General features: G+C 64.8%; 16 protein-coding genes. 5 read left to right on the top strand and 11 right to left on the bottom strand.

Features of this window, described 5'->3' with window-relative positions; translation table 11 throughout:
* Window positions 1–37: 37 nt before the first annotated feature.
* From K6G35_RS16110 to K6G35_RS16095, 4 genes are all read right to left on the bottom strand, one after another.
* A complete protein-coding gene (locus K6G35_RS16110) occupies window positions 38–1,234 on the bottom strand; it encodes an MFS transporter (protein ID WP_008640996.1) in 1,197 nt (398 codons plus the stop codon).
* 60 nt (window positions 1,235–1,294) lie between these two features.
* Window positions 1,295–2,476 (bottom strand): DNA polymerase IV, encoded by a 1,182-nt coding sequence (gene dinB, locus K6G35_RS16105; protein WP_035881155.1) that lies wholly within the window; start codon window positions 2,474–2,476, stop codon window positions 1,295–1,297.
* Window positions 2,477–2,591: 115 nt separating this feature from the next.
* A complete protein-coding gene (gene rarD / locus K6G35_RS16100; protein WP_495676361.1) occupies window positions 2,592–3,506 on the bottom strand; it encodes an EamA family transporter RarD in 915 nt (304 codons plus the stop codon).
* Window positions 3,507–3,656: 150 nt separating this feature from the next.
* Window positions 3,657–4,796, bottom strand: coding sequence for a TRAP transporter substrate-binding protein (locus K6G35_RS16095; protein ID WP_011517961.1), 1,140 nt, complete (start codon window positions 4,794–4,796; stop codon window positions 3,657–3,659).
* Window positions 4,797–5,132: 336 nt separating this feature from the next.
* On the opposite strand from K6G35_RS16095, the gene K6G35_RS16090 reads away from it, so the two are divergent.
* Window positions 5,133–6,872 (top strand): carbohydrate porin, encoded by a 1,740-nt coding sequence (locus K6G35_RS16090; protein ID WP_495675937.1) that lies wholly within the window; start codon window positions 5,133–5,135, stop codon window positions 6,870–6,872.
* On the opposite strand, the gene K6G35_RS16085 is transcribed toward K6G35_RS16090, so the two are convergent.
* The 3 genes from K6G35_RS16085 to K6G35_RS16075 all read right to left on the bottom strand — a co-directional run bounded on the left by K6G35_RS16085 (window position 6,856) and on the right by K6G35_RS16075 (window position 9,400).
* Window positions 6,856–7,608, bottom strand: a complete 753-nt coding sequence (locus tag K6G35_RS16085; protein WP_495675936.1) for an aquaporin — start codon at window positions 7,606–7,608, stop codon at window positions 6,856–6,858. The two genes, K6G35_RS16090 and K6G35_RS16085, sit on opposite strands and share 17 nt — an antisense overlap.
* Before the next feature lie 294 nt (window positions 7,609–7,902).
* On the bottom strand, window positions 7,903–8,796 hold the full coding sequence (locus K6G35_RS16080; protein ID WP_186425470.1) for a DUF2272 domain-containing protein: 894 nt from the start codon (window positions 8,794–8,796) through the stop codon (window positions 7,903–7,905).
* Between the two features lie 325 nt (window positions 8,797–9,121).
* Window positions 9,122–9,400: an HU family DNA-binding protein gene (locus K6G35_RS16075; RefSeq protein WP_008640984.1), complete on the bottom strand. Its 279-nt coding sequence runs from the start codon at window positions 9,398–9,400 to the stop codon at window positions 9,122–9,124.
* 834 nt (window positions 9,401–10,234) lie between these two features.
* Here K6G35_RS16075 and K6G35_RS16070 point away from each other — a divergent pair.
* Window positions 10,235–10,747 (top strand): SET domain-containing protein, encoded by a 513-nt coding sequence (locus K6G35_RS16070; protein WP_008640983.1) that lies wholly within the window; start codon window positions 10,235–10,237, stop codon window positions 10,745–10,747.
* Window positions 10,748–10,780: 33 nt separating this feature from the next.
* On the opposite strand, the gene K6G35_RS16065 is transcribed toward K6G35_RS16070, so the two are convergent.
* The 4 genes from K6G35_RS16065 to phhA form a co-directional block, all read right to left on the bottom strand.
* A complete protein-coding gene (locus K6G35_RS16065; protein ID WP_008640982.1) occupies window positions 10,781–12,463 on the bottom strand; it encodes a sensor histidine kinase in 1,683 nt (560 codons plus the stop codon).
* A gap of 34 nt (window positions 12,464–12,497) precedes the next feature.
* A complete protein-coding gene (locus tag K6G35_RS16060; RefSeq protein WP_008640981.1) occupies window positions 12,498–13,202 on the bottom strand; it encodes a response regulator transcription factor in 705 nt (234 codons plus the stop codon).
* 100 nt (window positions 13,203–13,302) lie between these two features.
* Entirely contained in the window at window positions 13,303–13,602 is a 300-nt protein-coding gene (locus K6G35_RS16055) for a 4a-hydroxytetrahydrobiopterin dehydratase (RefSeq protein WP_017514891.1), read from the bottom strand.
* A 112-nt stretch (window positions 13,603–13,714) separates the two neighbouring features.
* Window positions 13,715–14,647, bottom strand: coding sequence for a phenylalanine 4-monooxygenase (gene phhA / locus K6G35_RS16050; protein ID WP_186425468.1), 933 nt, complete (start codon window positions 14,645–14,647; stop codon window positions 13,715–13,717).
* Window positions 14,648–14,785: 138 nt separating this feature from the next.
* Between phhA and K6G35_RS16045 the strand changes: the two genes are divergently transcribed.
* The 3 genes from K6G35_RS16045 (at window position 14,786) to K6G35_RS16035 (ending at window position 22,035) form a co-directional block, all read left to right on the top strand.
* Complete coding sequence (locus K6G35_RS16045; RefSeq protein WP_008640978.1) at window positions 14,786–15,265, top strand: Lrp/AsnC family transcriptional regulator; 480 nt, start codon at window positions 14,786–14,788, stop codon at window positions 15,263–15,265.
* A gap of 93 nt (window positions 15,266–15,358) precedes the next feature.
* Complete coding sequence (locus K6G35_RS16040; protein ID WP_495675935.1) at window positions 15,359–21,337, top strand: alpha-2-macroglobulin family protein; 5,979 nt, start codon at window positions 15,359–15,361, stop codon at window positions 21,335–21,337.
* Entirely contained in the window at window positions 21,334–22,035 is a 702-nt protein-coding gene (locus tag K6G35_RS16035) for a lysoplasmalogenase (RefSeq protein ID WP_008640976.1), read from the top strand. The genes K6G35_RS16040 and K6G35_RS16035 overlap by 4 nt, the downstream gene beginning before the upstream one ends.
* Window positions 22,036–22,049 lie beyond the last annotated feature (14 nt).

Here is a 22,049-nt window from a genome sequence, read left to right as displayed (position 1 = left end):
ACGGGAGACGAACGTCTTCCGCCTGATTCAACCGCGGTCAGGTGCTTGCAGGCTCGGTTCGGAAATAGAGCAGGGCGACGGCCGGCAAGGCGAAGCCGATCCAGCTCGCCAGCGGCCAGCCGGCACGCGCATAGGCCCATGCGCCAACCGACGAGCCAATCGCGCCGCCGACGAAGAAGATGGCCATGTAGAGCCCATTCAGGCGGCTGCGATGCTCCGCGGACAAAGAGAAGATCGCGCGCTGCCCGATCACCAGGTTGGCCGACACGGCAAAGTCGAGCACGACGGCCGCGACGGTCAAGGCCACCAGTGACATGAGCGAACCTTCGACGCCGATGCGGCTCAGCAGGAAAGAGCCGGCGCCCAGCGCCAGTGCGATGGCGGTCATCTGGCGGCTGTGGCCACGATCGGCATAGCGGCCGGCCATCGGCGCGGCAATCGCGCCGGCCACGCCCACGAGCGCGAACACGGCGATGCCGGTCTGGGACATGTGGAAGGCAGGCCCGGCCAGGTACAGCGGCGTGGTGGTCCAGAACAGGCTGAATACGCCGAACATGCTTGCCTGGTACATCGCGCGCCGCCGCAGCACCGGCTGCGTGCGCAACAGGTGCCCCATCGAACCAAGCATCTCGACATAGTTCACGCCGGGCGCCGGCTGGCGCTGCGGCAGCTTGCGCGACAGCACCACGCCAAGCAGCACCATGGCCACGGCCGACGCGGCGAAGATCGTATGCCAGCCGAACAGGTCCGCCACCAGGCTCGATACCGGGCGCGCCAGCATGATGCCCATCAGCAGACCGCTGGTCACGTTGCCGACGGCCCGGCCGCGCGCATGTTCGGGGGCGAGGTGTGCCGCGAACGGCACCAGTACCTGCACCGCCACCGAGCACAAGCCTATTGCGCAACCGGCGATCAGGAACACGCTCGCGTGGGTAGCGAGCGCTGCCGCGACCAATGCCACCGCGCAGCCGGCGATCAGCGTCAGTACAAGCTTGCGGTTCTCGACGATATCGCCCAAAGGCACCAGCAGCAGCAGCCCCACGCAATAGCCGATCTGGATCAGCGTGACGATCAGGCCGGCGATCTCGGGAGAAAGCTGGAGCGCCCGCGCGATCGGACCGACCAGTGGCTGGGCGTAGTAGAGATTGGCGACGATCATGCCGCACGCGGTGGCCAGGAGGGGAGTGATCCAGGCAGCAGGGGCGTCGGCGCGTTGGGCGGTGGCGGATGTCATGGCCGCCGATTCTACCGGGACATAGATAGGCCCGTATGACACAGGGGATTCAAACCCGCTTCAACGGAAAACAGGGGAATCCGGCTCGGCGTCGAAGCGCAATTCCTCCTGGACCGGCGCGGGGTCATCGCCCTGATCGGCGGCCGGGATCAACGCGCTGACGCGTACGCCGAGCAGCCGGATGCGTCGTTCCAGCGGGATACGTTTGAGGCACTCGGTGGCGCCATGCCGGATCGTCGCGCCGTCCGCGGTGTGGGCGGTCAGCGTCAGGTCGCGCGTGACGGTGTGGAAGTCGTCGAAACGCAGCTTGATGCCGACGGTGCGCCCCACATAGCCCTTGCGCCGCAGATCTTCGGCCACGCGCATGCAAAGCCGGGTGAATTGCTCGGACAGTACGGGACGATCGCTGCGCGGATGCAGATCACGCTCGAACGTGGTTTCGCGGCTCATCGACTTGGGTTCGGAGCTGACCACGACCTGCCGCTCGTCGCGCCCATTCGCCACTTCGGCCAGCCAGCTTGCGTAATTGCGGCCGAAATGGGCCTGCAGCAGCGCGGTGTCGGCCTCCGCCAATTGCCCCACGGTCTCGATGCCGATCGCCGCCAGCTTTTCCGCCGCCTTGGGGCCGATGCCATTGACCTTGCGGGCCGCCAGCGGCCAGATTCGTGTCGGGATATCGGCCGGCGTCAGGATCGTCAAGCCGTCGGGCTTGTCGAGTTCGGAACCGATCTTGGCCAGCAGCTTGTTTGGCGCCACGCAGATCGAACAGGTCAGCCCGGTGGCCGCGTTCACGGCTGCCTTGATGCGGGCCGCCACATCGCGCGCCTCGCCATCAACATCAGTCAGATCGATATATATCTCGTCGATTCCGCGATCTTCTATTTGTTCGGTGAATGATCTGACTGCAGCCTTGAACAACCCGGAGTAACGCCGGTAGGCGTCGAAGTCGGTCGGCAACAGGATTGCGTCGGGTGCGAGCTTGGCAGCCTTCATCATCCCCATGGCGGAGAACACGCCAAGCGCGCGGGCCTCGTAGGTGGACGTGGTCACGACGCCGCGTCCGGCGTAATCGCGCAGACGCGCATAACGGCGTGTGCCGTCGGGCAGGACCTCGGGCACGGCGTTGCGACCGCCCCCGATCACGACGGCCTGGCCGCGCAAATCCGGGTAGCGCAACAGTTCGACGGACGCATAGAAGGCATCCATGTCGAGATGGGCGATGCGCCGTGCGGATAAGGACATGGACGAAAGGGAGAATCGAGTACTGTATAAACGTACAGTATAGTGCCGCGCCCGGATTTTGCGGAGGGCCTGTCAGCGGCCTCTCTCGCAAACCATCAATTTAATAGATTTAAGTTCATATACTTTTACCGACTTCATTCTTAACGCTAATAGTTTTCCGCTGCAGGAGCTTGCTGACAAGCAGGCCTTCGGCCGCGTAGATGGCCAGCGATACCCAGATCAGCGCATAGCCAATCTGCTTTTGCGGCGGAAACGGCTCGTGATATAGCCAGATGCCGAGCGCCAGTTGCAGTGTCGGGCCGGCGTACTGCAGCAGCCCGAGCAACGACAGCGGAATGCGCCGCGCGCCTGCCGCGAAGAACAGCAGCGGCACGGCGGTAATCGGACCCGCCATTGCCAGCAGCACCTGCGTACCCGGTGCTGCGGCGCGCGTGGTGTCCTGACCCGTCAGAAACAGAAAGGCGAGCGCGGCGGCGGCAAACGGAAACAGCAGTAGTGTTTCCAGCGACAGCCCTTCCAGCGCCCCCAGGGCACCGGTCTTGCGCAACAGTCCATAGCCGCCGAACGATGCCGCCAGGCCGAGCGCGATCCACGGCAGCTGCCCGGCCGTCACCGTGAGCCAGATCACCCCCGCCGCAGCAATCGCGATCGATAGCCATTGCACGGGGCGCAGCCGCTCGTGCAGCAGCAACACGCCAAGCAGCACGCTGAACAAGGGATTGATGAAGTAGCCCAGGCTGGCGTCGACCACCCGATCGGCGGAAACGGCCCAGATATAAAGGAACCAGTTGCAGCAGAGCAGGGCCGCGCTGGCTCCGAAATTGAGCACCAGGCGTGGATTGGCCGCCACCTCGCGAAGCCAGCCGAAATGCCGGCGCCACAGCAGGATCGCCCCAAGAAACACGAGCGACCACACCATGCGATGCAGCAGGATTTCCAGCGGCGCAACGCCGTGCAGGGATTTGATGTAGAGGGGCAGCAGGCCCCAGATGATGTACGCGAGCAGCGCGTAGAAGATGCCGAGTTGCATGGGGAAATGTCCCGGGTAGATGTCCGGTTGTGGGCGGATTCTACCGGGGCGGGAGAAAGCGCGTGTGAGCGCCTTGCGGGCGTGGCTAGCGGATAAAGTGCCGGCCCTCTCCACTCGCCCCTCTCCGCGCGGGAGAGGGGCGTTTGCTGCTTACAGCTTGCGGGCGAAGCTGAACTGCGAGAATGCCTGCTCGGCCACGTTGAACCACGCGGCTTCGTTGTTACGGAACACGCGCCAGTCGTCGAAGATCTTCTTGAACGACGGGTTCTTGGCGCTTTCGTCCGCGTAGGCTTCCTGGGTGGCCTTGAAGCAGGCTTCCATGATTTCCTTCGAGAACGGACGCAGCTTCACGCCGTTTTCCAGCAGACGGGCCAGCGCCTGCGGGTTCACGGTGTCGTACTTCGCCATCATGTTCGTATGGGCCTCGATGGTGGCCGTTTCGAGCGCGCGCTTGTACAGCGCGGGCAGCTTCTCGAACTCGGGTGCCGACGCATAGAACGAGAGCTGAGCGCTGCCTTCCCACCAGCCCGGGTAGTAGTAGTACGGCGCCACCTTGTAGAAGCCGAGCTTCTCGTCGTCGTACGGGCCCACCCATTCGGCTGCGTCGATCGTGCCCTTTTCCAGCGCCGGGTAGATATCGCCACCGGCGATCTGCTGCGGCACCACGCCCAGGCGCGACAGCACCACGCCAGCAAACCCGGCGATGCGGTACTTCAGGCCCTGCAGATCCGCCACGCTCTTGATTTCCTTGCGGAACCAGCCACCCATCTGCGCATTGGTGTTGCCGCCCAGGAAGTTGACGACGTTGTATTCCTTGAAGAACTCGCGCATCAGCTTCATGCCGTTACCCTGCAGCATCCAGGCGTTCTGCTGGCGCGCGGTCAGGCCGAACGGAATCGTCGTATCGAAGCACAGCGTCGGGTTCTTGCCGAAGTAGTAGTAGCCGGCGGTATGGCCGATCTGCACGGTCTGGTTCTGCACGGCGTCCAGCACCTGCAGGCCCGGCACGATTTCACCTGCGGCAAATACCTTGATGTTGAACTTGCCGTCCGTCAGTTCCTTCACACGTTGCGCCAGCAGTTCGCCGCCGCCATAGATGGTGTCCAGCGACTTCGGAAAGCTCGAAGCCATCCGCCATTCCACTGCCGGGTTGCTGCCGATGACAGCAGGGGCGGCTGGGGCGCTGGCCGATGCTGCCGGCGCGGCGGGCTTTTCTTCCTTGCCGCAGGCGGCGAGCGCTCCGGTGGCGGCCACGGCGGACGCTTTCAACAGGAAGGAACGACGTTCCATGGACATCTCCTCGTTATTGATATGTATGTATGCAGAACTGTCGGGAATCCGGATGTGTTGTCGGAAAGACAGGCCGGTCGATTATAGCGGTGGCGTTTTGGGCACGGAGCCCCATCAGAATGGGGGTTTTCGCTAGGAATTCGCACTTCTGCAACGGATAACGGGCATGTTCGGAAATGATGCACGGGGCATGGCCGGATCGTCCCGCAGCCTTTCGTAATGTGAAAAGCTGGGCATTTCGGCGGATTTTGTAACCCACCTTGTAGTCCAACAGTTCACCTGATAAAACCTGAGCCCTTGTTCCGGTGTTCGTACCAAACCGGTTTCGTCGTTGCCATGCTGCGTCCTGCTTTGCGCCCCCATCGTCTGCTTGCCCGTCGTCGCCTCACGTTTGCCGTACTGGCCGCGTGGGGACTGGGTGCGTGCGCGCATACCGGCAGTTCCGTCACCCCGCCACCGTTCATCGCGGAGAGCACGGTGCCGCCCGCTGCCTCGGTGATGGCGTCCCTGGAGCCAGCGGCGGCAGTTCCTGAATCAGTTGCCGCACCGGCAGCTTCGGCACCTTCAGCCGATCCGCTTGGCGACCTGATTCTGTCGTCTGCACCGACGGATGCGGCTGCCAAGCCCGCCGAGGCGGCCAGTTCGCCCGAGGCCTCGCCGCCCGCTAACGCGGCAACTTCCCCGGAAGCAGCCACGCCCGCTGATAGCGCGAAGCCCGTCGAAGCGACGAATGCCGTCGATCCGGATTTCGTCGGCCCGCCCGACTCGCTGGCGCCGCCGCCACCACCTCCGCCGCCGCTCGTCCTGTTCCCGCACCGCCTGGGAGAGTTCCCCGCGCAGGCCGCTGCGCCGCAAGGGGAAGGGACCGGCGACCCTGCATCCGCGCAAACCCCTTCCGACGCCCCGCCGGTCCTGCGCTCGCAGTTGCCGGCAGGCGATCTGGCCGGGGATTCGGTCTGGCAGCTCGGCTACAGCGGCCGTGCGGCCGTGGAGGACCGGTCAGGCCTGCAGCACGCCTGCACCGCCGGTGGCACGCCTTCGGCCGGCTTTGGCAAGGGGCTTGCCTGCACCAGCTCGGGCGAGGTCAAGATTCGCGAGTCTCTGGTGGATATGGGAGGCGGCACGCAGGTCCAGCTCGTCGCGCAGGCCAAGGGCACCGATACGACATCGGTCAACGGCAATGCCGCGGCGGTGGACCCTTACGCGCTGGTGCAGAACTTCTATACCTCCGTCAGTGGCCTCTCGGGAACACCCATGCTGCAGGAAGCCAGCGTCTGGGCTGGCCGCCGCGACAGCAATCCATTCCTGATGTCGTCGGGCCTGCTGCCACCGAGTTCGCCATCGATGCGTTTCGGCGTCGACAACGCCAAATTGGGCGACTTTGGACTGAGTTATCAATACACCGCACGTAACGAACTAAATGGCGCCAAGCTGCCCAGCTATCACACAGTCCGATCGGCACCGATCGGCACCAATGACAAGGGTTCGGTCCAGGTAGGCTTCACCCGCGTGGAAGCCATGCAGGAAATCGAGAATTCGGGCGGCGCATGGTGGGCATCGGCCATGCACGAGCAGAAGGGCGTGCTCTATGGCACCAATCGGCTTGGCCTGCAGTATGGACAGGGGTCGCGCGTGGCCATGACCGGCTATTCGGGCATGGGCAACGATCTGTCACGCGTCCGCGTGTCCGATTCGGTGGAATGGAAGAGCCGGACAGGCCTGGCGGGTTCGGTGGAGTCCAGCCTGCAGCTCGATCATTCCGGCGTTGGCACGCTGCAATGGGCCGCCACGCGCGTCCGGCCAGCATTCGTCGCCAACGACCAGTTCCGGCTGACGTTCGAGGTCGCGCACGACCAGATCTCGTCGGGGTTTGGCGTTGGCGGGCAGCGCACGGCGTTCACCGTGGCACCGACACTTACGCTCGGCAAATCGGCCGGCAACGCCAACCTGCGTGCGTTCTATACCTACAGCCGTGCCAATGATGTGGATGGCATCACCTTCGCCTCGCCAGCCGATGCCTGGGCATCCCAGACATCCGGCTCGATCTTCGGCGTCCAGCTCAATCGGCGCTGGTAAGCTCCGTGCGGCCTTGCCAGCGTTGGGCTGGCGGGTTTGAGACCGCTGCCATGGGTGCAGGGCAGAGCCACTGGAACAGCAACGCGGCATTCGTTGCACCACATATCTGCGCCAGAATAAACATCGGAACATCAATCCCACGAATACCAGTAAAGGTATCGGTCAGCGCGCAGGCAATTGTCAGCGCCGGATTGGCGAATGACGTGGACGATGTGAACCAGTATCCGGCGGTGATATAGCCCGCCACGACAAATGGCACGAGTCCCGGCCGATGGCGGCTGGTGGCCAGACCCAGCCCAATCAGCCCGAACGTCGCCAGAAATTCGCTCCACCACATGGGCGGACCCGTGCGCGCCTGTGTGGCCGCGGCCAGCAGCGGCAGACCGAACATGGCGTGCGCGGCCATCACGCCGAACACCGCGCCGGACAACTGCGCCAGCACATACCCAAGCGCTTCGCGCGGCGACAGATTGCCCTGGATCAGGTTCGACAGCGTGACCACCGGATTGAAATGACCGCCTGACACGGGGCCAAGCGACACCAGCAGCGCTACGAGCCCGGCACCAGTGGCCAGGGCATTGCAGAGCAGGGCGAGCGCGGTATCTCCAGCGGCAAGCCGCTCGGCACGAATGCCGGACCCCACTACGATCGCAATCAGCAAGGCCGTACCCAGTCCTTCGGCAACGAGCCGGCGCGCGGTCGTCGGGGTACGCATCGTGGGGGTGGTGTCTGGCATGGCGCGGGCTGAATCGTGGGGGAACTGCGACCGCGCAGTGTTCCGCGCGGGAGCAAACCCCGTCAATGCCGCGTCAGGATGTAGTGAACGAACTACCGGTATCGAATGGTAGGCGTCAAACTATTCCCGCAATAAATCAAACCAATCGACAAACAACAAAGTTCATCCATTCTGCTTATGGAAAAGAGTCGTGCGGGCTGATGGATTGCAAGCACTAACTGCATAGTTATTTTTCGCACGAATGATCTAAGATAAAATTCATCATCGATCATCCATACTAATTATTAAAAGCAGCTACTGCAGGTTGTTGCGCATCAGGAGCAGCCACGGCATGTGCGAATTCGTGAAGCCGTCGAGCTGGCCAGCATCGTTCATGTCGATCACGTCCATCGACACCGACTGCTGGACGTTGCCGCCAATCGCCTTGACCACGCGCGCGGCGGGGTCCACTTCGACCACGATGTCGCAATGCATCGGCGTGGTACCGAAACCGATCTCCGCCGCGCTGGAGATGTACTTGTCGCGTCCGCGGGCGGCGCAAATGACGTCGCCCGGCCTCGGTACCGCCGGCATCGGCTCGATATGGAAGGCAGGGCGGGGCAGGATGCCATCGCGTGCATCCACCACATACATCGAATGTGACTGGCCGGTCAGGAACTGGTCATTGTCGAGTCCCGCCTTGCGCATCACCCACGAAATGAACACGGCCGACCACGCCCAGGCGCCCTGGGTGATCTGACGGCAATTCGGCGCCTCACCGACGATGCCCCAGTACCCCTGTGCCATCTGGCAGCCCCGGGGCGTGGCTTCCATGCCGGTGCCATCGGGAAAGCGCACGCAGTCCGCTTCCCGGCCGTTCTCGTCATTCTCGGTATCCGCCGACGCCTGGCTGCTGACATCACCGCCGTCCGATGCCTTTTCGGGTCCGGCAATCACCGGAGCGGGCAGCGGACTCTGTGTGACGCAGGCGCTGTCGTCACGCCCGATGTGCACGACCTGCTGCCCCCATTTGCGCCATTCCTGCATGGCGATATCGACAATGCGCTCGCGCGGCGTTGCGCCAGGCGGCGTGGTCACCTGCTGATAGTCGGGGAGCGGCACGGCCTGCGGACGAGCCGTTTTCGGAGGCGTCGTGGTACAGCCGCAAAGCACGGCGAGGGCAACTGCCGCCGTCAGTCTCTGCGCCATGGCCTGTGGAGAAGCCTGTGGAGCCTTGTGTGGAAAGCGCTGTGAATAACGCTGTGGAAATCTGCGCAGCAGCAAGCGGGGCAGCATGTCGGGTCCATGCGTCGCGACATCCCGCAATGCCTTGATCAGACAAGGCTGGATGGCATTTTTCAGGGATTTTCGGCCATCACGAAAGTGGCGATGCCGACTGTGAGATTCTACCCGCGGCGTCGCGGGAAATCCTTTGTGGATAACGTCCCCCGCCTGGCGCGCACCTGCGCCAGTTCTGGCGTCTGGCGGCGGCACGGCGGGGTCATGCGATACGGGCTGGAGACGCCCGCAGGCATTACTGGTTGACTGCGTCCTTGAACTTCTGACCGGCCTTGAACTTCACGGTCTTTGCAGCTTCCACCTTGATCTCTTCGCCGGTACGCGGGTTACGCGCCATGCGCTCGCCACGTTCGCCCTTGCTGAAGGTGCCGAAGCCGATCAGGCTCAGGGTCTCACCCTTGGCCACGGCGTCCATGATGGCGCCCAGGGTCACGTTAAGGGCTTGCTCGGCCTTCGCCTTGGTCAGACCGTCCACGCCTGCTGCAATTGCGTCGATCAGTTCAGTTTTCGTCATGCTTCACTCCGTATCGAGTTGAAAAAACACCAGCGTCCAAGCCCGCGACTTCACCCTGGAAGCCGCTCTGGCAAAGACGCCGCGGGCCACATCATACCGTGTCGGGCAAAGTGCACCGGAAACAAGATTGTTACCGGTTACGTTTGCACGGCCGCGTCAGCAAAGGGATGGCGGGGATTGGAGACGTTCTGGAAGCCCTGTGAGCGCGTATACGGCGTATACGGGCACAGAGGCTCCTGGCCCCTCCTGGAGGCTGCCAGGGACGTATACGGCCCTTTGAGCGCGTCCTGGGGCGTATACGTTGCCTGGGAGGCGTAGCGGAGGGTTGGGAGAGGTTCAGGGGCCTGCTGGGCACCCTGCCTGTTTTTTGATCGGCCTTCTGAATGCCGGATTCGGGTCGTTGGGCTGCGATGTCTGGAGGTATACGTCTCGACGGCGCAGCTCATGCGTATGGTTTACATCTTCTTTTCATGTATACAGATAGTAGTAGTAGGTAAACGGCGCCCGATTCTGTGGATAACCGCGTATACGTCAAGCGAATCAAGCGTTTACGTATACCAAAACCACAGGGATGAACAGCCGGGCGACGTGGATGACTCAGTCATTCGCATGAGGCAGTGCGCGTATACGTACCGAGTTGTTCCAGCGCCGTCCCCATGTCAGCCCCAGTAAACCCACACCAAACGCGCGCGCTTATCCACAGAAATAGCCTTGGTTATCCACATTGGTGGCGGCGAGGTATACGTCCGTCGTGCGTATACCTGAGTGGGCAGCACGGGTATCATCCGGTTCGCGCCGGACTGGACCGGCCGCCATCGCCACGGGAATCAGCACATGTCGGACAAGGGCACGGACACCAAAGATAAAGAGAAGAAGGCGGGAAAGAAGAAGACCGCCAGTGATCGCATCGAGGTGCGCCAGTCGGGCGTGCATGGCAAGGGCGTTTACGCGATCGGCCAAATCGCCGAAGGTGAGCGCGTGATCGAGTACAAGGGCGAGCACATCTCCTGGAAGGAAGCGCTCAAGCGCCATCCGCACGATCCGAACGACCCGAATCACACCTTCTATTTCAGTCTGGACGACGGCGACGTGATCGACGCCAAGTTCGGCGGAAACCGCGCGCGCTGGATCAATCACGCCTGCGATCCGAACTGCGAGGCGCGCGAGAAGAAGGGGCGCGTGTTCATCCACGCGCTGCGCGATATCGAGCCGGGCGAGGAACTGTTCTACGACTACGGCCTGGTGATCGACGCGCGCTACACAAAGAAGCTCAAGCAGGAATACGAGTGCCGCTGCGGCAGCCCCAAGTGCCGTGGCACGATGCTGGCGCCGAAGGACAAGAAGTAAGGCGATCGGGGCGCAAGGGCCCCGCGTGACGCATCAGGCTGCGGTGCCGGGGGCTTCGCACGGAATCCGGATCACGAAACGCATGGTCGGCGGGCGCCCCGGCTGCTCGCCCGTCGCCTCGTCGCTCTCCTCGTCGATCTTCTCGGATCCGACTGCCAGCGCTGTCCGTGAGCCAGCAGGCGCCGGCACATCCTCGATGCGGATCGTGCCCTGGTGCAGGGTCACGATTTCATGCACGATGGCCAGCCCGAGGCCGGCGCCGCTCGGCGCGGCCTGTGCCGGCTGTGCGCCCGGCGTGTGATCGCCACGGAAGAAGCGCTTGAACACTTCCTCGCGGCGTGTCGCTGGAATGCCGGGCCCGTTGTCTTCGATCATCACCACGGCCATGCCGCGATGACCCAAGGTCTCGCCGCCGGCGCGCACCGTGATCCGCCCGCCGGCAGGCACATACTTCACCGCGTTGTCGATCAGGTTCGATAGCGCCTCGCGCATCAGCAGACGATTGCCACGCACCACGGCCGGCGCGCCGCCGGTGAAGGTGGGGCCGGGCAGCACCTCGAATCCAAGATCCACACGCCTTGCCAGCGCCTGCGGCACCCATTCGGCACCGATCTCGAAGGCCATTTCGGCCAGATCGAAATGCTCGACCGGTCCTAGCCGTTCGAGCGACAACCCCGGTTCGGCGCGGGCCAGCGACAGCAACTGGTTAGACAGGCGCACGGCGCGATCCGCGGCGGTCTGTACCTCCCGCAAGGCCTGGCGGGCCACCTCGAGCGAATCGGCATCAACCGCGCGGTCGGCATGGAGTTTGACGGCGGTCAGCGGCGTGCGGAGCTGGTGGGCGGCATCGGCGATGAACTTGCGCTGGGCGTCGAGCGCGTCGCGCAGCCGGGAGAGCAACGCGTTCAGGGCGCGAATCAGCGGCTCGACTTCGGCGGGCATCTGGGATTCGTCCAGCGCCGCCAGCGAGCGCGCGGTCTGGCGGTTGAGCTTGTCGGTCAGGATCTGCAGCGGCACAAGCTCTTCCTTGAGCACGTGCGACAGGATCAGGCTACCCACCAGCAGCAGCAGGATCAGCGGCACCGACACCGACAGCAGGATCTCGTTGGCTGCAGTTTCCCGCCGGTCGAGGAGTTCGGCTACTTCGATGACGATCGGCCCACGCATCGTGCTGGTCTCACCGCCCGTACCCGCTTCATCGGGGCTGGGTGGCGGCAGGTTGACCGGGAGCCGCACCGCGCGCACCTGCCGGCCGCTGAACCAGGCATAGAACAGCCGGGCGTCATGCAGCGTGGTCTGGCCTGTGCCGTAGCCAAGCCAGGTATCCATCCCGCCGATCAGCCCGTCGGGCCCGTGGATGCGCCAGTAGATCCGGTCGGAGCCTTCGGCTTCCACCAGGGTCTGGGCGATCATCGGGATGTCCTGCTCCAGGCGTGGGCCGGCGATGCGGATCTGCTGGGCGATGTTGTTCGCCACGCCATACAGCGCACGGTCGAATACCTGGGTGGTGTAGTGGGCCGCCAGCCAGTACGACAGCGAACCGCTGGTCAGAACGAGGGCGAACAGCGGCGTGGCCAGCGCGCGCAGCAGGTGGACACGCAGGCTTGGATTCGACGTCGGTTTGGGATTGCCGCCGCCGCGCAGGCGCTTGCCGGTCGCGGTCGTTGCGGGCGTGTCACCGGCTTGCGCCGAGGAGGAAGACGAGCGCGGCCACATGGCGATTCAGGGCATCCCGGGGAATCTGCTTCCCTCAGTGGCCGGCACGAATCTGGAGCAGGTATCCGAAGCCGCGCACGGTGACGATCTCGACGTCGCCATCCTCGAGCTTCTTGCGGACGCGGTGCACGTAGACCTCGATGGCGGTGTCGCCCACGGTGTCGCCGCCTTCACCGGCCGGGTGCGCGAACGTGGCCAGATGGTCCTGCAATTGTGCCTTGCTGACCACGCGGCCCTGTCGCTGCAGCAGCAGTTCGAGCACGGCGAATTCGCGGGGCGACAGTTCCAGCGGGCGGCCATCGACGAACATGCGGCGGTCGTTGCCGGACAGGCGGAGCCTGCCCAGGCGCACATCGCGTTCCGGCGCGGCCTCGCCGTGCTGGCTGCGGCGCAGTAGCACGCGCACGCGTGCTTCCAGCTCGGGCAGTGCGAAGGGCTTGACCAGATAGTCGTCGGCGCCGGCGTTCAGGCCGGAAAGCTTGTCCTCGAGTTCATCCCGGGCGGTCAGGATGATGACGGGGGTGGTGCGGTTACGGGCGCGGTAGCGGGCCAGCAGCGTCATGCCGTCGATGCCGGGCAGGCCCAGGTCGAGGATGACGAGATCGTGCTGCTCGCGCAGCAGATGGTCGGTGGCGTAGACACCGTCGTGCACCACGCGCACCTGATGGCCGGCGCGGGACAAACCGGCCTCCACGCCGCTGGCGATTTGACGGTCGTCCTCGATCAGCAGGATACGCATGGGAGCAAGACAACGAGACTCGTAGGAGGGATGCCGCTGATTGTACAGGGACGCCCCGTTGTCTGCCTTTCAGTTGCCCTACAGCGCCTTCCCCGGTGTGTTAGCGCGCCAGACCGGCGGCGGCTTTCTCGATGAACGTGGCCAGGTCGATGTCGCGCTGGGTCAGCCCGTTGGCATCGTGGGTGGACAGGGTGATGTCCACGCGGTTGTACACGTTGAACCACTCGGGGTGATGGTCCACCTTGTCGGCTTGCAGCGCGACGCGCGTCATGAAGCCGAACGCCGCGTTGAAATCGGCGAAGCGGAACGATTTCTGGATGGCGTCACGGTCCTGGACCGGGGTCCAGCCAGGCAGGCCGGCGAGCAGGCTCGCGCGGGCCTCTTGGGAGAGAGGAGTCATGATGGGGGCTCGATCTGAAGAGTAGGGTAAGACGAAGGCCGGCCCGCCCGGGCCGCGAGCGGCCGGGCTTGCCGGCATTGTTTCACAAAGCGGCTGGCGGGATGCGCGCCGCTCAGATGTCGTCGCTGTCGGCCCAGCCTTCGCGGGTGCCGACGTTGATCACGCGATCGCCCTCGACAATATCGCCGGCGCCCAGCGTCGGCAGGGCGCGCAGGTCCGGGTACAGCGCGGTGAAATCGGGGCGGGTAGCGTCGAACAGCTGTTCAAAGCTGTCGATCACGAAGTAGGTCTTCTGGAACGTGTCGATGCGGTAGCGCGTGCGCATGATCCGGTGCAGGTCGAAACCGATGCGGTTCGGGCTGGCCGAATCCAGGCTGTAGATCGACTCGCCCTGGCTGGACAGGATGCCGGCGCCGAAGATGCGCAGGCCTGCGGGCGTGCGGATCAGGCCGAATTCCACGGTGTACCAGTACAGGCGCGCCAGCATGTCGAGCGCGCCGAGCTTGGCCGCCTTGAGGCCACCCTTGCCGTACGCCTCCATGTAGTCGGCGAAGATCGGGTTGATCAGCAGCGGCACGTGGCCGAACACATCGTGGAAGCAGTCCGGTTCCTGCAGGTAATCAAGCTGCTCGGGCTTGCGCATCCACCAGCTTGCCGGGAAGCGGCGGTTGGCCAGGTGGTCGAAGAACACCTCGTCCGGCACCAGGCCCGGCACGGCCACGACCTGCCAGCCGGTGGCGCGCATCAGCGTTTCATTGAGCTGGTCGAATTCGGGCACGCGGTTGCGTTCCATGCCCAGCGTGGCCAGTCCCTGGAGAAATTCGTCGCACACGCGGCCCTGGAGCATCGAAGCCTGGCGGTCGTACAGCTTGCGCCAGATCGCATGGTCGGTATCCGTATAGCGGTGCACCGGCTGGGCGATGGTGAAGTCCGGGCGCAGTTCCTGGCCTGATAGCAGGCCATCGTCGAACTGTTCCTTGAGCTTGGCGGTCATCGTGCCGGCAAAGGCGGTGGCGCTTTCCTGCGGGGCGGCCGTGGCGATCATCTATGTCTCCTGTATGCGGAATTTATGCATAGTCTAGCGACCAGATGCTGCATTCAGGCCGCAAAATCAGCCTGATTACGGTGATGGATGCATATAATCCGCGCATATCTAACATTCAATGCGAGATTGATGCGAATCATGAGCCATGCCGACCTGGACCCCTTCGACCTGGCCCTGCTGGCGGCGCTGCAAGCCGACGGCAGATCCACCCATCAGCAACTGGCCGAGCGCGTGCACCTGTCGCCGAGCCAGGTCGGCCGGCGTCTGGCGCGGCTCGAGGCCGACGCGGTGATTACCGGCTATCGCGTAAACCTGTCGGCACAAGCCTTGGGCCTGGGGGTGCTGGTCTTCATCAGCGTCAAGCTGGCGCACCACGGCGACACGATCATCGAGCGCTTCGCCGAGGAAATCCTGCTGCTGGAGGAAGTGCAGGAGTGCTACTCGGTGGCGGGCGAGGCCGATTATCTGATCCGCGTGGTGGTGGCGGATCTGCCCACACTGGCCGAATTCACGATGAAACGCCTGATGCGCGTGCCCGGCGTGGAGAGCATCCGGTCGAACATTGTGCTGACCGCGCTCAAGCGCGAAGGACCGCTGCCACTTTCACATTTGCGCTGAAACGGTCACGCGATCTGAACAAAATGTGCAGAGGCTTGCGCTTGCCATCCGCGCATGTCACCCTCGCCCGGTGGCAAATCCGGAAAGGGCAAGATGATGTCGAAGATCGTCACGGCGGTTGGAACCGCCGCCGCAGGTCTCGTGCTGGGGGCAGTGCTGTGGGCGCCGATGGCGTCAGCCGCGCAGATCACGCGCTTTTCACCCGAAGGGGTGGTCCCGCAGGTACGGCAGGTGGCGATCCGCTTCGACGAGGCGATGGTGCCGATGGGCGATCTCAAGGCCGCGCCGCCAGCGGCTGTGTCCTGTACCGGCGGCAGCGTTGGCGGCAGCGGGCGATGGGTCAACGCCACCAACTGGGTCTACGACTTCGAGCGTGACCTGCCCCCGGGCGTGCGGTGCTCGGTGCGGATGTCGGCAGGCCTCAAGAGCGTGGCCGGCAAGGCCTACGCAGGCAAACCGGAATACAGGTTCGAGACCGGCGGCCCGTTCGTGATCTCGGCGCGCCCGTCGGGTGGGCAGATCGAGGAAGACCAGGTGTTCGTGCTGCGCTTCAATGGCGCGGCCACGGCGGGATCGATCCGTGAACATGCGTGGTGCCAGGCCGAAGGCCTTGGCGAGCGGATTCCGGTTAGGCTGCTGACGGGCAAGGAGCGGGATGGCGTCATCGAAGCGGTGCGCTGGAACGACATCGTCAAGCAGAACCCCGAAGCCGTACATCTGCTGGCCTGCCAGCAACGCCTGCCCGCCGGCGCGCGCATGCAGCTCGTGCTCGATGCCGGCATTTCCACCCCGTCCGGGCTGGCCACCACTGCGCCGCGCCGCTTCGACTATCAGGTACGCGAACCGTTTGCCGCGGGCTTCACCTGCGAGCGCGAACGTGCCGAAGCCCCATGCACGCCATTGCGGCCGCTGGTCGTCACGTTCACCGCGCCGGTACCGCGCAAGCTGGCCGAGCACATCGTGCTCAAGACGCCGTCCGGCCCGCGCGCACCTAAGTTCGATAGCGACGATGCCAGGGACGCTCCGGTGTCGTCGGTCACGTTCCCGGGCCCCTTCCCGGAGAAGGCCAGCCTCACGATCGAGGCGCCGAAGGATCTGAAGGACGAGAGCGGTCGCTCGCTGTCCAATGCCGACCTGTTTCCCATCAAGCTGACCACCGCCGCGCTGCCGCCGCTGGCCAAGTTCGCCGCCGCGCCGTTTGGCGTGGTCGAACGTTTTGCCGATGTGCCGCGCGGCAAGTCGCCGGCTGACTATCCGCCGCTGCTGCCAGTCACGCTGCGCAACGTCGAAGCTGATCTGCCGGCGCTGTCGGCGCGGGCCGAAGCCGGCACGGTCGCACGACTCAAGGTCGATGACGATGGCGCGATCCTGCGCTGGTTCGGCATGGTCAAGCGTATGCACGAGAACTCGTGGACGCGTCAGGAGCTTGATGCGATCCGCGCAGGCAAATCGCCGTCGGAAGCACGCAGCCCGCGCAACGCGCCATCTATCGAGACCCGCTCGGTGTCATTGCTCGAAGGCGTATCCGGCGCGAAGAAGCTGGCAATTCCGAAATCGAACGACACCTCGCCTCGACCATTCGAAGTGGTCGGAATTCCGCTGCCGGAACCTGGCTTCCATGTGGTTGAGATCGCTTCGCCGATGCTGGGCGAAGCACTGCTCGGGCGGAAGGCGCCGATGTATGTGCGCACAGCGGTACTGGTGACCAACCTCGGTGTGCATTTCAAGCTGGCGCGTGGCCTGGCCGATGGCGACATGAGCGGTCTCGCGTGGGTCACCTCGCTGGATGACGGCAAGCCCGTGGCCAATGCGAAGGTGGCCGTGCGTAGCTGCGATGGCGAGTTGCTGGGCGAAGGCGCGACCGATGCCACCGGCGTCGCCCGCTTCGCAAAGCTGCCCGATCGCCGCTACAAGGATTGCGCGAACGGCATGGACGGCTACTTCGTCTCCGCGCGCATTGCGGCGGACCACCCGCAGGCGCGTGGCAAGGCCGACATGGCGTTCGTGATGTCCGACTGGAATCGCGGCATCGAGACGTGGCGCTTCAACGTGCCGACAGACCTGAGTCCGAACCAGACCGTGCGTGCGCATACGATCTTCGATCGCACGCTGCTGCGCGTGGGTGAAACGGTGTCGATGAAGCACCTGATCCGCACGGAGACCGCACAGGGATTCGCGCTGCCTGCCGCGATGCCGGACAAGGTGGTCATTACGCACGAAGGTAGCGGTCAGACCTATGAACTGCCGCTGGCGTGGCGTAACACGGCCACGGGTGGCCGCAGCGCCGAGAACACCTTCCAGGTGCCTCAGGCGGCCAAGCTGGGCGTCTACGATGTGGCGCTGGTCTATGGTGATGGGCGCACGCTGAGCAGCGGCAGCTTCCGCGTGGAAGCGTTCCGACTGCCGGTGCTGGCTGGCACGCTGTCGGTGACCAAGGATCCGAAGGCGAAGGGCAATGCCCTTGTAGCGCCCGCCGAGGTACCGGTTGGCGTGGAGATCCACTACACGAACGGTGGTGGCGCGGCCGGGCTGCCGGTGAGCGTGTCGGCGCTGATGCGCAACAAGTACGTGAACTTTGCCGACTACGACGATTTCTCGTTCAACCCACCACGCCCGCAGCAGCAGAGCGCCAGCGGTGACGAGGAGGAAGACCAGGAAGGCGAGAGCTCGCGCGACGAAGCGGAGAAGCTCGTCGCCGACAAGCTGCCGTTGACGCTCGACAAGGACGGCAATGGCAAGGTCACGATCAAGAAGCTGCCGAAGGTGAACGTGCCGGGCGACCTCGTGCTCGAAGCGGGCTTTGCCGATCCGAATGGCGAGATCCAGACGCTGCGGCAGACCGTACCGGTGTGGCCTTCGGCGGTGGTGGCGGGCATTCGCGCCGCGAACTGGGTATCGGTGTCACAGAAGCTGGCCGTGTACGGCGTGGTGCTCGACACGCAGGGCAAGCCGATTGCCGATACGCCGGTACAGGTCAAGGCGAGCGCGCGGATCACCACGTCAGCGCGCAAGCGCGTGGTGGGTGGCTTCTATCGCTACGACAACCGCAGCGAAACGAAAGACCTGGGCGTGGTGTGCGAGACGCGTACCGACGCACAGGGTCGCGCGCGTTGCGAGGTGGCGTTGTCGCAGGCGGGTGAAGTGGAACTGGTAGCCAACGCGCGCGATGGCGATGGACGCGTGGCACAGGCCGCGACGACCGTCTGGGTCACGCGCCAGGGCGAACTCTGGTTCGGCGGCGAGAACCACGACCGTATGGACGTACTGCCGGAGAAGAAGGCCTACGCGCCGGGTGACACCGCGGTGTTCCAGGTACGGATGCCGTTCCGCCGCGCGACGGCGCTGGTCGCCATCGAGCGCGAAGGCATCCTGGACACCGAAGTGGTCGAGCTGAACGGCACCGATCCGACCATCAAGCTCAAGGTCAAGCCGGAGTGGGGCCCGAACGTGTATGTCTCGGTGCTCAGCATTCGCGGACGTCTGCGCGAGGTGCCCTGGTACTCGTTCTTCACGTGGGGATGGCGTCAGCCGCTGGACTGGTGGCACGCGTTCCGCAGCGAGGGCAAGGAATACGTGGCGCCGTCGCCGCTGGTCGATCTGTCGAAGCCGGCGTTCCGGCTCGGTCTGGCGGAGATCCGCGTCGGCAACGAAGCGCACCGGCTCGACGTGACCGTCACGCCTGACAAGGCCACGTATCCGGTGCGCGGCAAGGCGCATGTGGTGGTGCAGGTGAAGCTGCCCGACGGCAAGCCGGCGGCGAATGGCGAGGTCGCGCTGGCGGCGGTCGATCAGTCGCTGCTCGAACTGATGCCGAACACAAGCTGGAACCTGCTCGATGCGATGCTGCAGCGGCGCAGTTATGGGGTGGAGACCTCGACCGCGCAGATGGAGATCATTGGTCGCCGCCACTATGGCCGCAAGGCCGTGGCCGCGGGCGGTGGTGGTGGCAAGAGCCCGACGCGCGAGCTATTTGACACGCTGTTGCTGTGGAATCCGCGCGTGCAGCTCGATGCGGAAGGCAAGGCCGCACTCGACGTGCCGCTCAACGATTCGCTGACCAGCTTCCGCATTGTCGCCGTGGCCGATCTTGGCGCGGGCCGCTTTGGCAGCGGCAGCGCGTCGATCGCCGCGACGCAAGACCTGCAGATGATCGCCGGCCTGCCGCTGCTGGTGCGCGAGGATGACAAGTACCGCGCGATGTTCACGCTGCGCAATACCACGCAGCGTGCGATGACCGTGGAAGCCACCGCGCGCGCGACGCTGGTCGACGCGCAGACGCTGCCCGCCCAGACCGTGCAGATTCCTGCCGGTGAAGCGCGAGAAATTGGCTGGGACATCACCGCGCCGGCACTGCTGGCGTTCAGTCGCGGTGGGTCGATCCTTTGGGAAGTGGGCGCGACCGAGAAGGGCACCGGCACCGCCAGCGACAAGCTCAAGGTCTCGCAACAGATCGTTCCTGCCATCCCGGTGACGGTGCAGCAGGCAGTGCTGGCGCAATTGACGCCGAACGCCTCGATGCCAGTGCAGGCGCCGGCTGGTGCGCTGACGGATCCAAAGGGCCAGGTGCGTGGCGGGATGCAGGTGTCGCTGCAGTCGTCGCTGGCTGGCGGCATGCCCGGTGTGCGCGAATGGTTCCGCAACTATCCGTTCACGTGCCTCGAGCAACGCTCGTCGAAGGCGCTCGGCCTCGGCGATGCCGCCGCGTGGGATGCATTGATGGTGCAGTTGCCGTCCTACCTGGACAGCAACGGGTTGGCCGCGTACTTCCCGCTGCGTAGCGATGGAAGCTACGGCAGCGAAGTGCTGACGGCCTATCTGCTCTCGATCTCCGACGAAGCTGCGCGTGCTGGCCTGCCGATGCGCGTGCCGGACGCGCTGCGCGATCAGATGGAGCGCGGACTGACCGCCTTTGTCGAAGGCCGCATCACGCCGCCGCGCTGGGCGCCGTCTTCGGCGACGATGGATCTCGACGTGCGCAAGCTTGCCGCGCTGGATGCGTTGTCGCGCACCGGTCATGCGCAGGCGCGGATGCTCGGATCGATCCAGATCCTGCCCGAGCAGTGGCCGACGTCGGCGCTGATCGACTGGCTCGGCATTCTGTCGCGCGTGCAGGATATCCCGCAGCGTGACAAGCGCATGGCCGAAGCCACGCAGTTGCTGCGCAGCCGCCTGACGGTGCAGGGCACGCGACTGGTGTTCTCCACCGAGCGCACCGACAACTGGTGGTGGCTGATGTCTGGTGGCGATGCGAACGCCGCGAAGCTGCTCGCGCTGGCGACACAGTTGCCGGACTGGAAGGGCGATGTGCCCGAACTGGTGACCGGGCTGCTCGGCCGGCAGACGCGCGGCGCGTGGATGACGACCACGGCCAACGCCTGGGGCGTGCTGGCGATCCAGCGCTATGCGCAGGTGTACGAGAAGACGCCGGTGGCAGGCGCGGCGCGCGTGGCGCTGGGCGATGCGTCACGCACGTTCGAATGGTCGAAGGCCACGCAGAAGGACGGCGTGACCAGCGGCATGGTCGAATTGCCGTGGCCGGCCAAGACATCGACGGCACCCGCCACGCTGCAGGTCGAACAGCAGGGCTCGGGTCGTCCGTGGGCCACGGTGCGCGCGCTGGCGGCCGTACCGCTGACCGAACCGGTGTCGGCGGGCTATCGCGTGCGCCGTACCGTGACGCCGGTGGATCAGGCGGTGGCAGGCAAGTGGTCGCGTGGCGATACCTATCGGGTGAAGCTCGACATCGACGCGCAGGCCGACATGACGTGGGTGGTGGTCAGCGATCCGGTGCCAACCGGGGCGACGATTCTCGGCAGCGGCCTGGGCCGCGATTCGGAAATCGCAACGCGTGACGAAAAGAAGTCGTGGTCTGCCTTCACGGAGCGCACACCTGCGGTCTATCGCGAGTACTTCGGCTATGTGCCGAAGGGAGCGTTGTCGGTCGAGTACACGGTGCGCCTGAACAACGCCGGCGAGTTCACGCTGCCACCTACGCGCGTTGAAGCGCTGTACGCGCCTGATGTGTTCGGTGAGACGCCGAACGCCAAGATGACAGTGGGGGCAAAACCGTGAGCTGGATCGCCATGCGGATGCCCCCACGCGTGCGCGAATGGTGGATTGCCGGCGTGCTGGCCGGCGTGACATACGGCGTGATGCTGATCCAGGTGTCCGCGTACTTGCCTCCCGGCACGCCGTTGACGGGCCAGATCGCCTATCAGCCGATCTGGAAAACCGCGATGGCGGTCATGCTCGCGCGCGCGGCGTGGTTCCATCGCCCGCTAGGAGAGCGGCGCTGGCTCGTGACCGCGCTGCTCTTCTCCGCGCTGGGAGATCTGTTGCTGGCGCTGCCCGGTCTGAAGATCTCGTTCATCGGCGGGCTCGGGGCGTTCCTGATGGCGCACCTGGCCTATCTGCGCCTGTTCGTGCCGATGATGGGAGACCTGCGGCCGCATCGGCTGATCGGCTGTGGTCTGATCATCGGCGCGGCGGGCGCATTGCTTGGGCGCTTCTGGCCGAATCTCGGCGATCTGATGTGGCCGGTCACGGTCTACATCTGCGTGCTGGCGGCGATGGCCTGCACGACGATGCTGGCATCGCTGCCTACGGCGCTGGCGGCAATCGGCGCTCTGTTTTTCGTGGCGTCGGACGCGATGATCGGCATCGCGAAGTTTCTGTCGTTGTTCGACACGTACCAACTCGGCATCTGGTGGACCTACGCCATCGCACAGGTGCTGCTGGTGGCGGGCGTGGTGGCCGAGCGGGACGCGTGAGAGGTTGGGGTTCG

It is taken from the genome of Cupriavidus sp. HY129, from assembly GCF_059492215.1.
This window is presented reverse-complemented; position numbering and strand designations above follow the sequence as displayed.

Coding starts and splice junctions, on each gene's coding strand:
- K6G35_RS16110 (WP_008640996.1), bottom strand. CDS start 1,234: ATGACATCCGCCACCGCCCAACGCGCCGACGCCCCTGCTGCCTGGATC.
- dinB (WP_035881155.1), bottom strand. CDS start 2,476: ATGTCCTTATCCGCACGGCGCATCGCCCATCTCGACATGGATGCCTTC.
- rarD (WP_495676361.1), bottom strand. CDS start 3,506: ATGCAACTCGGCATCTTCTACGCGCTGCTCGCGTACATCATCTGGGGC.
- K6G35_RS16095 (WP_011517961.1), bottom strand. CDS start 4,796: ATGGAACGTCGTTCCTTCCTGTTGAAAGCGTCCGCCGTGGCCGCCACC.
- K6G35_RS16090 (WP_495675937.1), top strand. CDS start 5,133: ATGCTGCGTCCTGCTTTGCGCCCCCATCGTCTGCTTGCCCGTCGTCGC.
- K6G35_RS16085 (WP_495675936.1), bottom strand. CDS start 7,608: ATGCCAGACACCACCCCCACGATGCGTACCCCGACGACCGCGCGCCGG.
- K6G35_RS16080 (WP_186425470.1), bottom strand. CDS start 8,796: ATGGCGCAGAGACTGACGGCGGCAGTTGCCCTCGCCGTGCTTTGCGGC.
- K6G35_RS16075 (WP_008640984.1), bottom strand. CDS start 9,400: ATGACGAAAACTGAACTGATCGACGCAATTGCAGCAGGCGTGGACGGT.
- K6G35_RS16070 (WP_008640983.1), top strand. CDS start 10,235: ATGTCGGACAAGGGCACGGACACCAAAGATAAAGAGAAGAAGGCGGGA.
- K6G35_RS16065 (WP_008640982.1), bottom strand. CDS start 12,463: ATGTGGCCGCGCTCGTCTTCCTCCTCGGCGCAAGCCGGTGACACGCCC.
- K6G35_RS16060 (WP_008640981.1), bottom strand. CDS start 13,202: ATGCGTATCCTGCTGATCGAGGACGACCGTCAAATCGCCAGCGGCGTG.
- K6G35_RS16055 (WP_017514891.1), bottom strand. CDS start 13,602: ATGACTCCTCTCTCCCAAGAGGCCCGCGCGAGCCTGCTCGCCGGCCTG.
- phhA (WP_186425468.1), bottom strand. CDS start 14,647: ATGATCGCCACGGCCGCCCCGCAGGAAAGCGCCACCGCCTTTGCCGGC.
- K6G35_RS16045 (WP_008640978.1), top strand. CDS start 14,786: ATGAGCCATGCCGACCTGGACCCCTTCGACCTGGCCCTGCTGGCGGCG.
- K6G35_RS16040 (WP_495675935.1), top strand. CDS start 15,359: ATGATGTCGAAGATCGTCACGGCGGTTGGAACCGCCGCCGCAGGTCTC.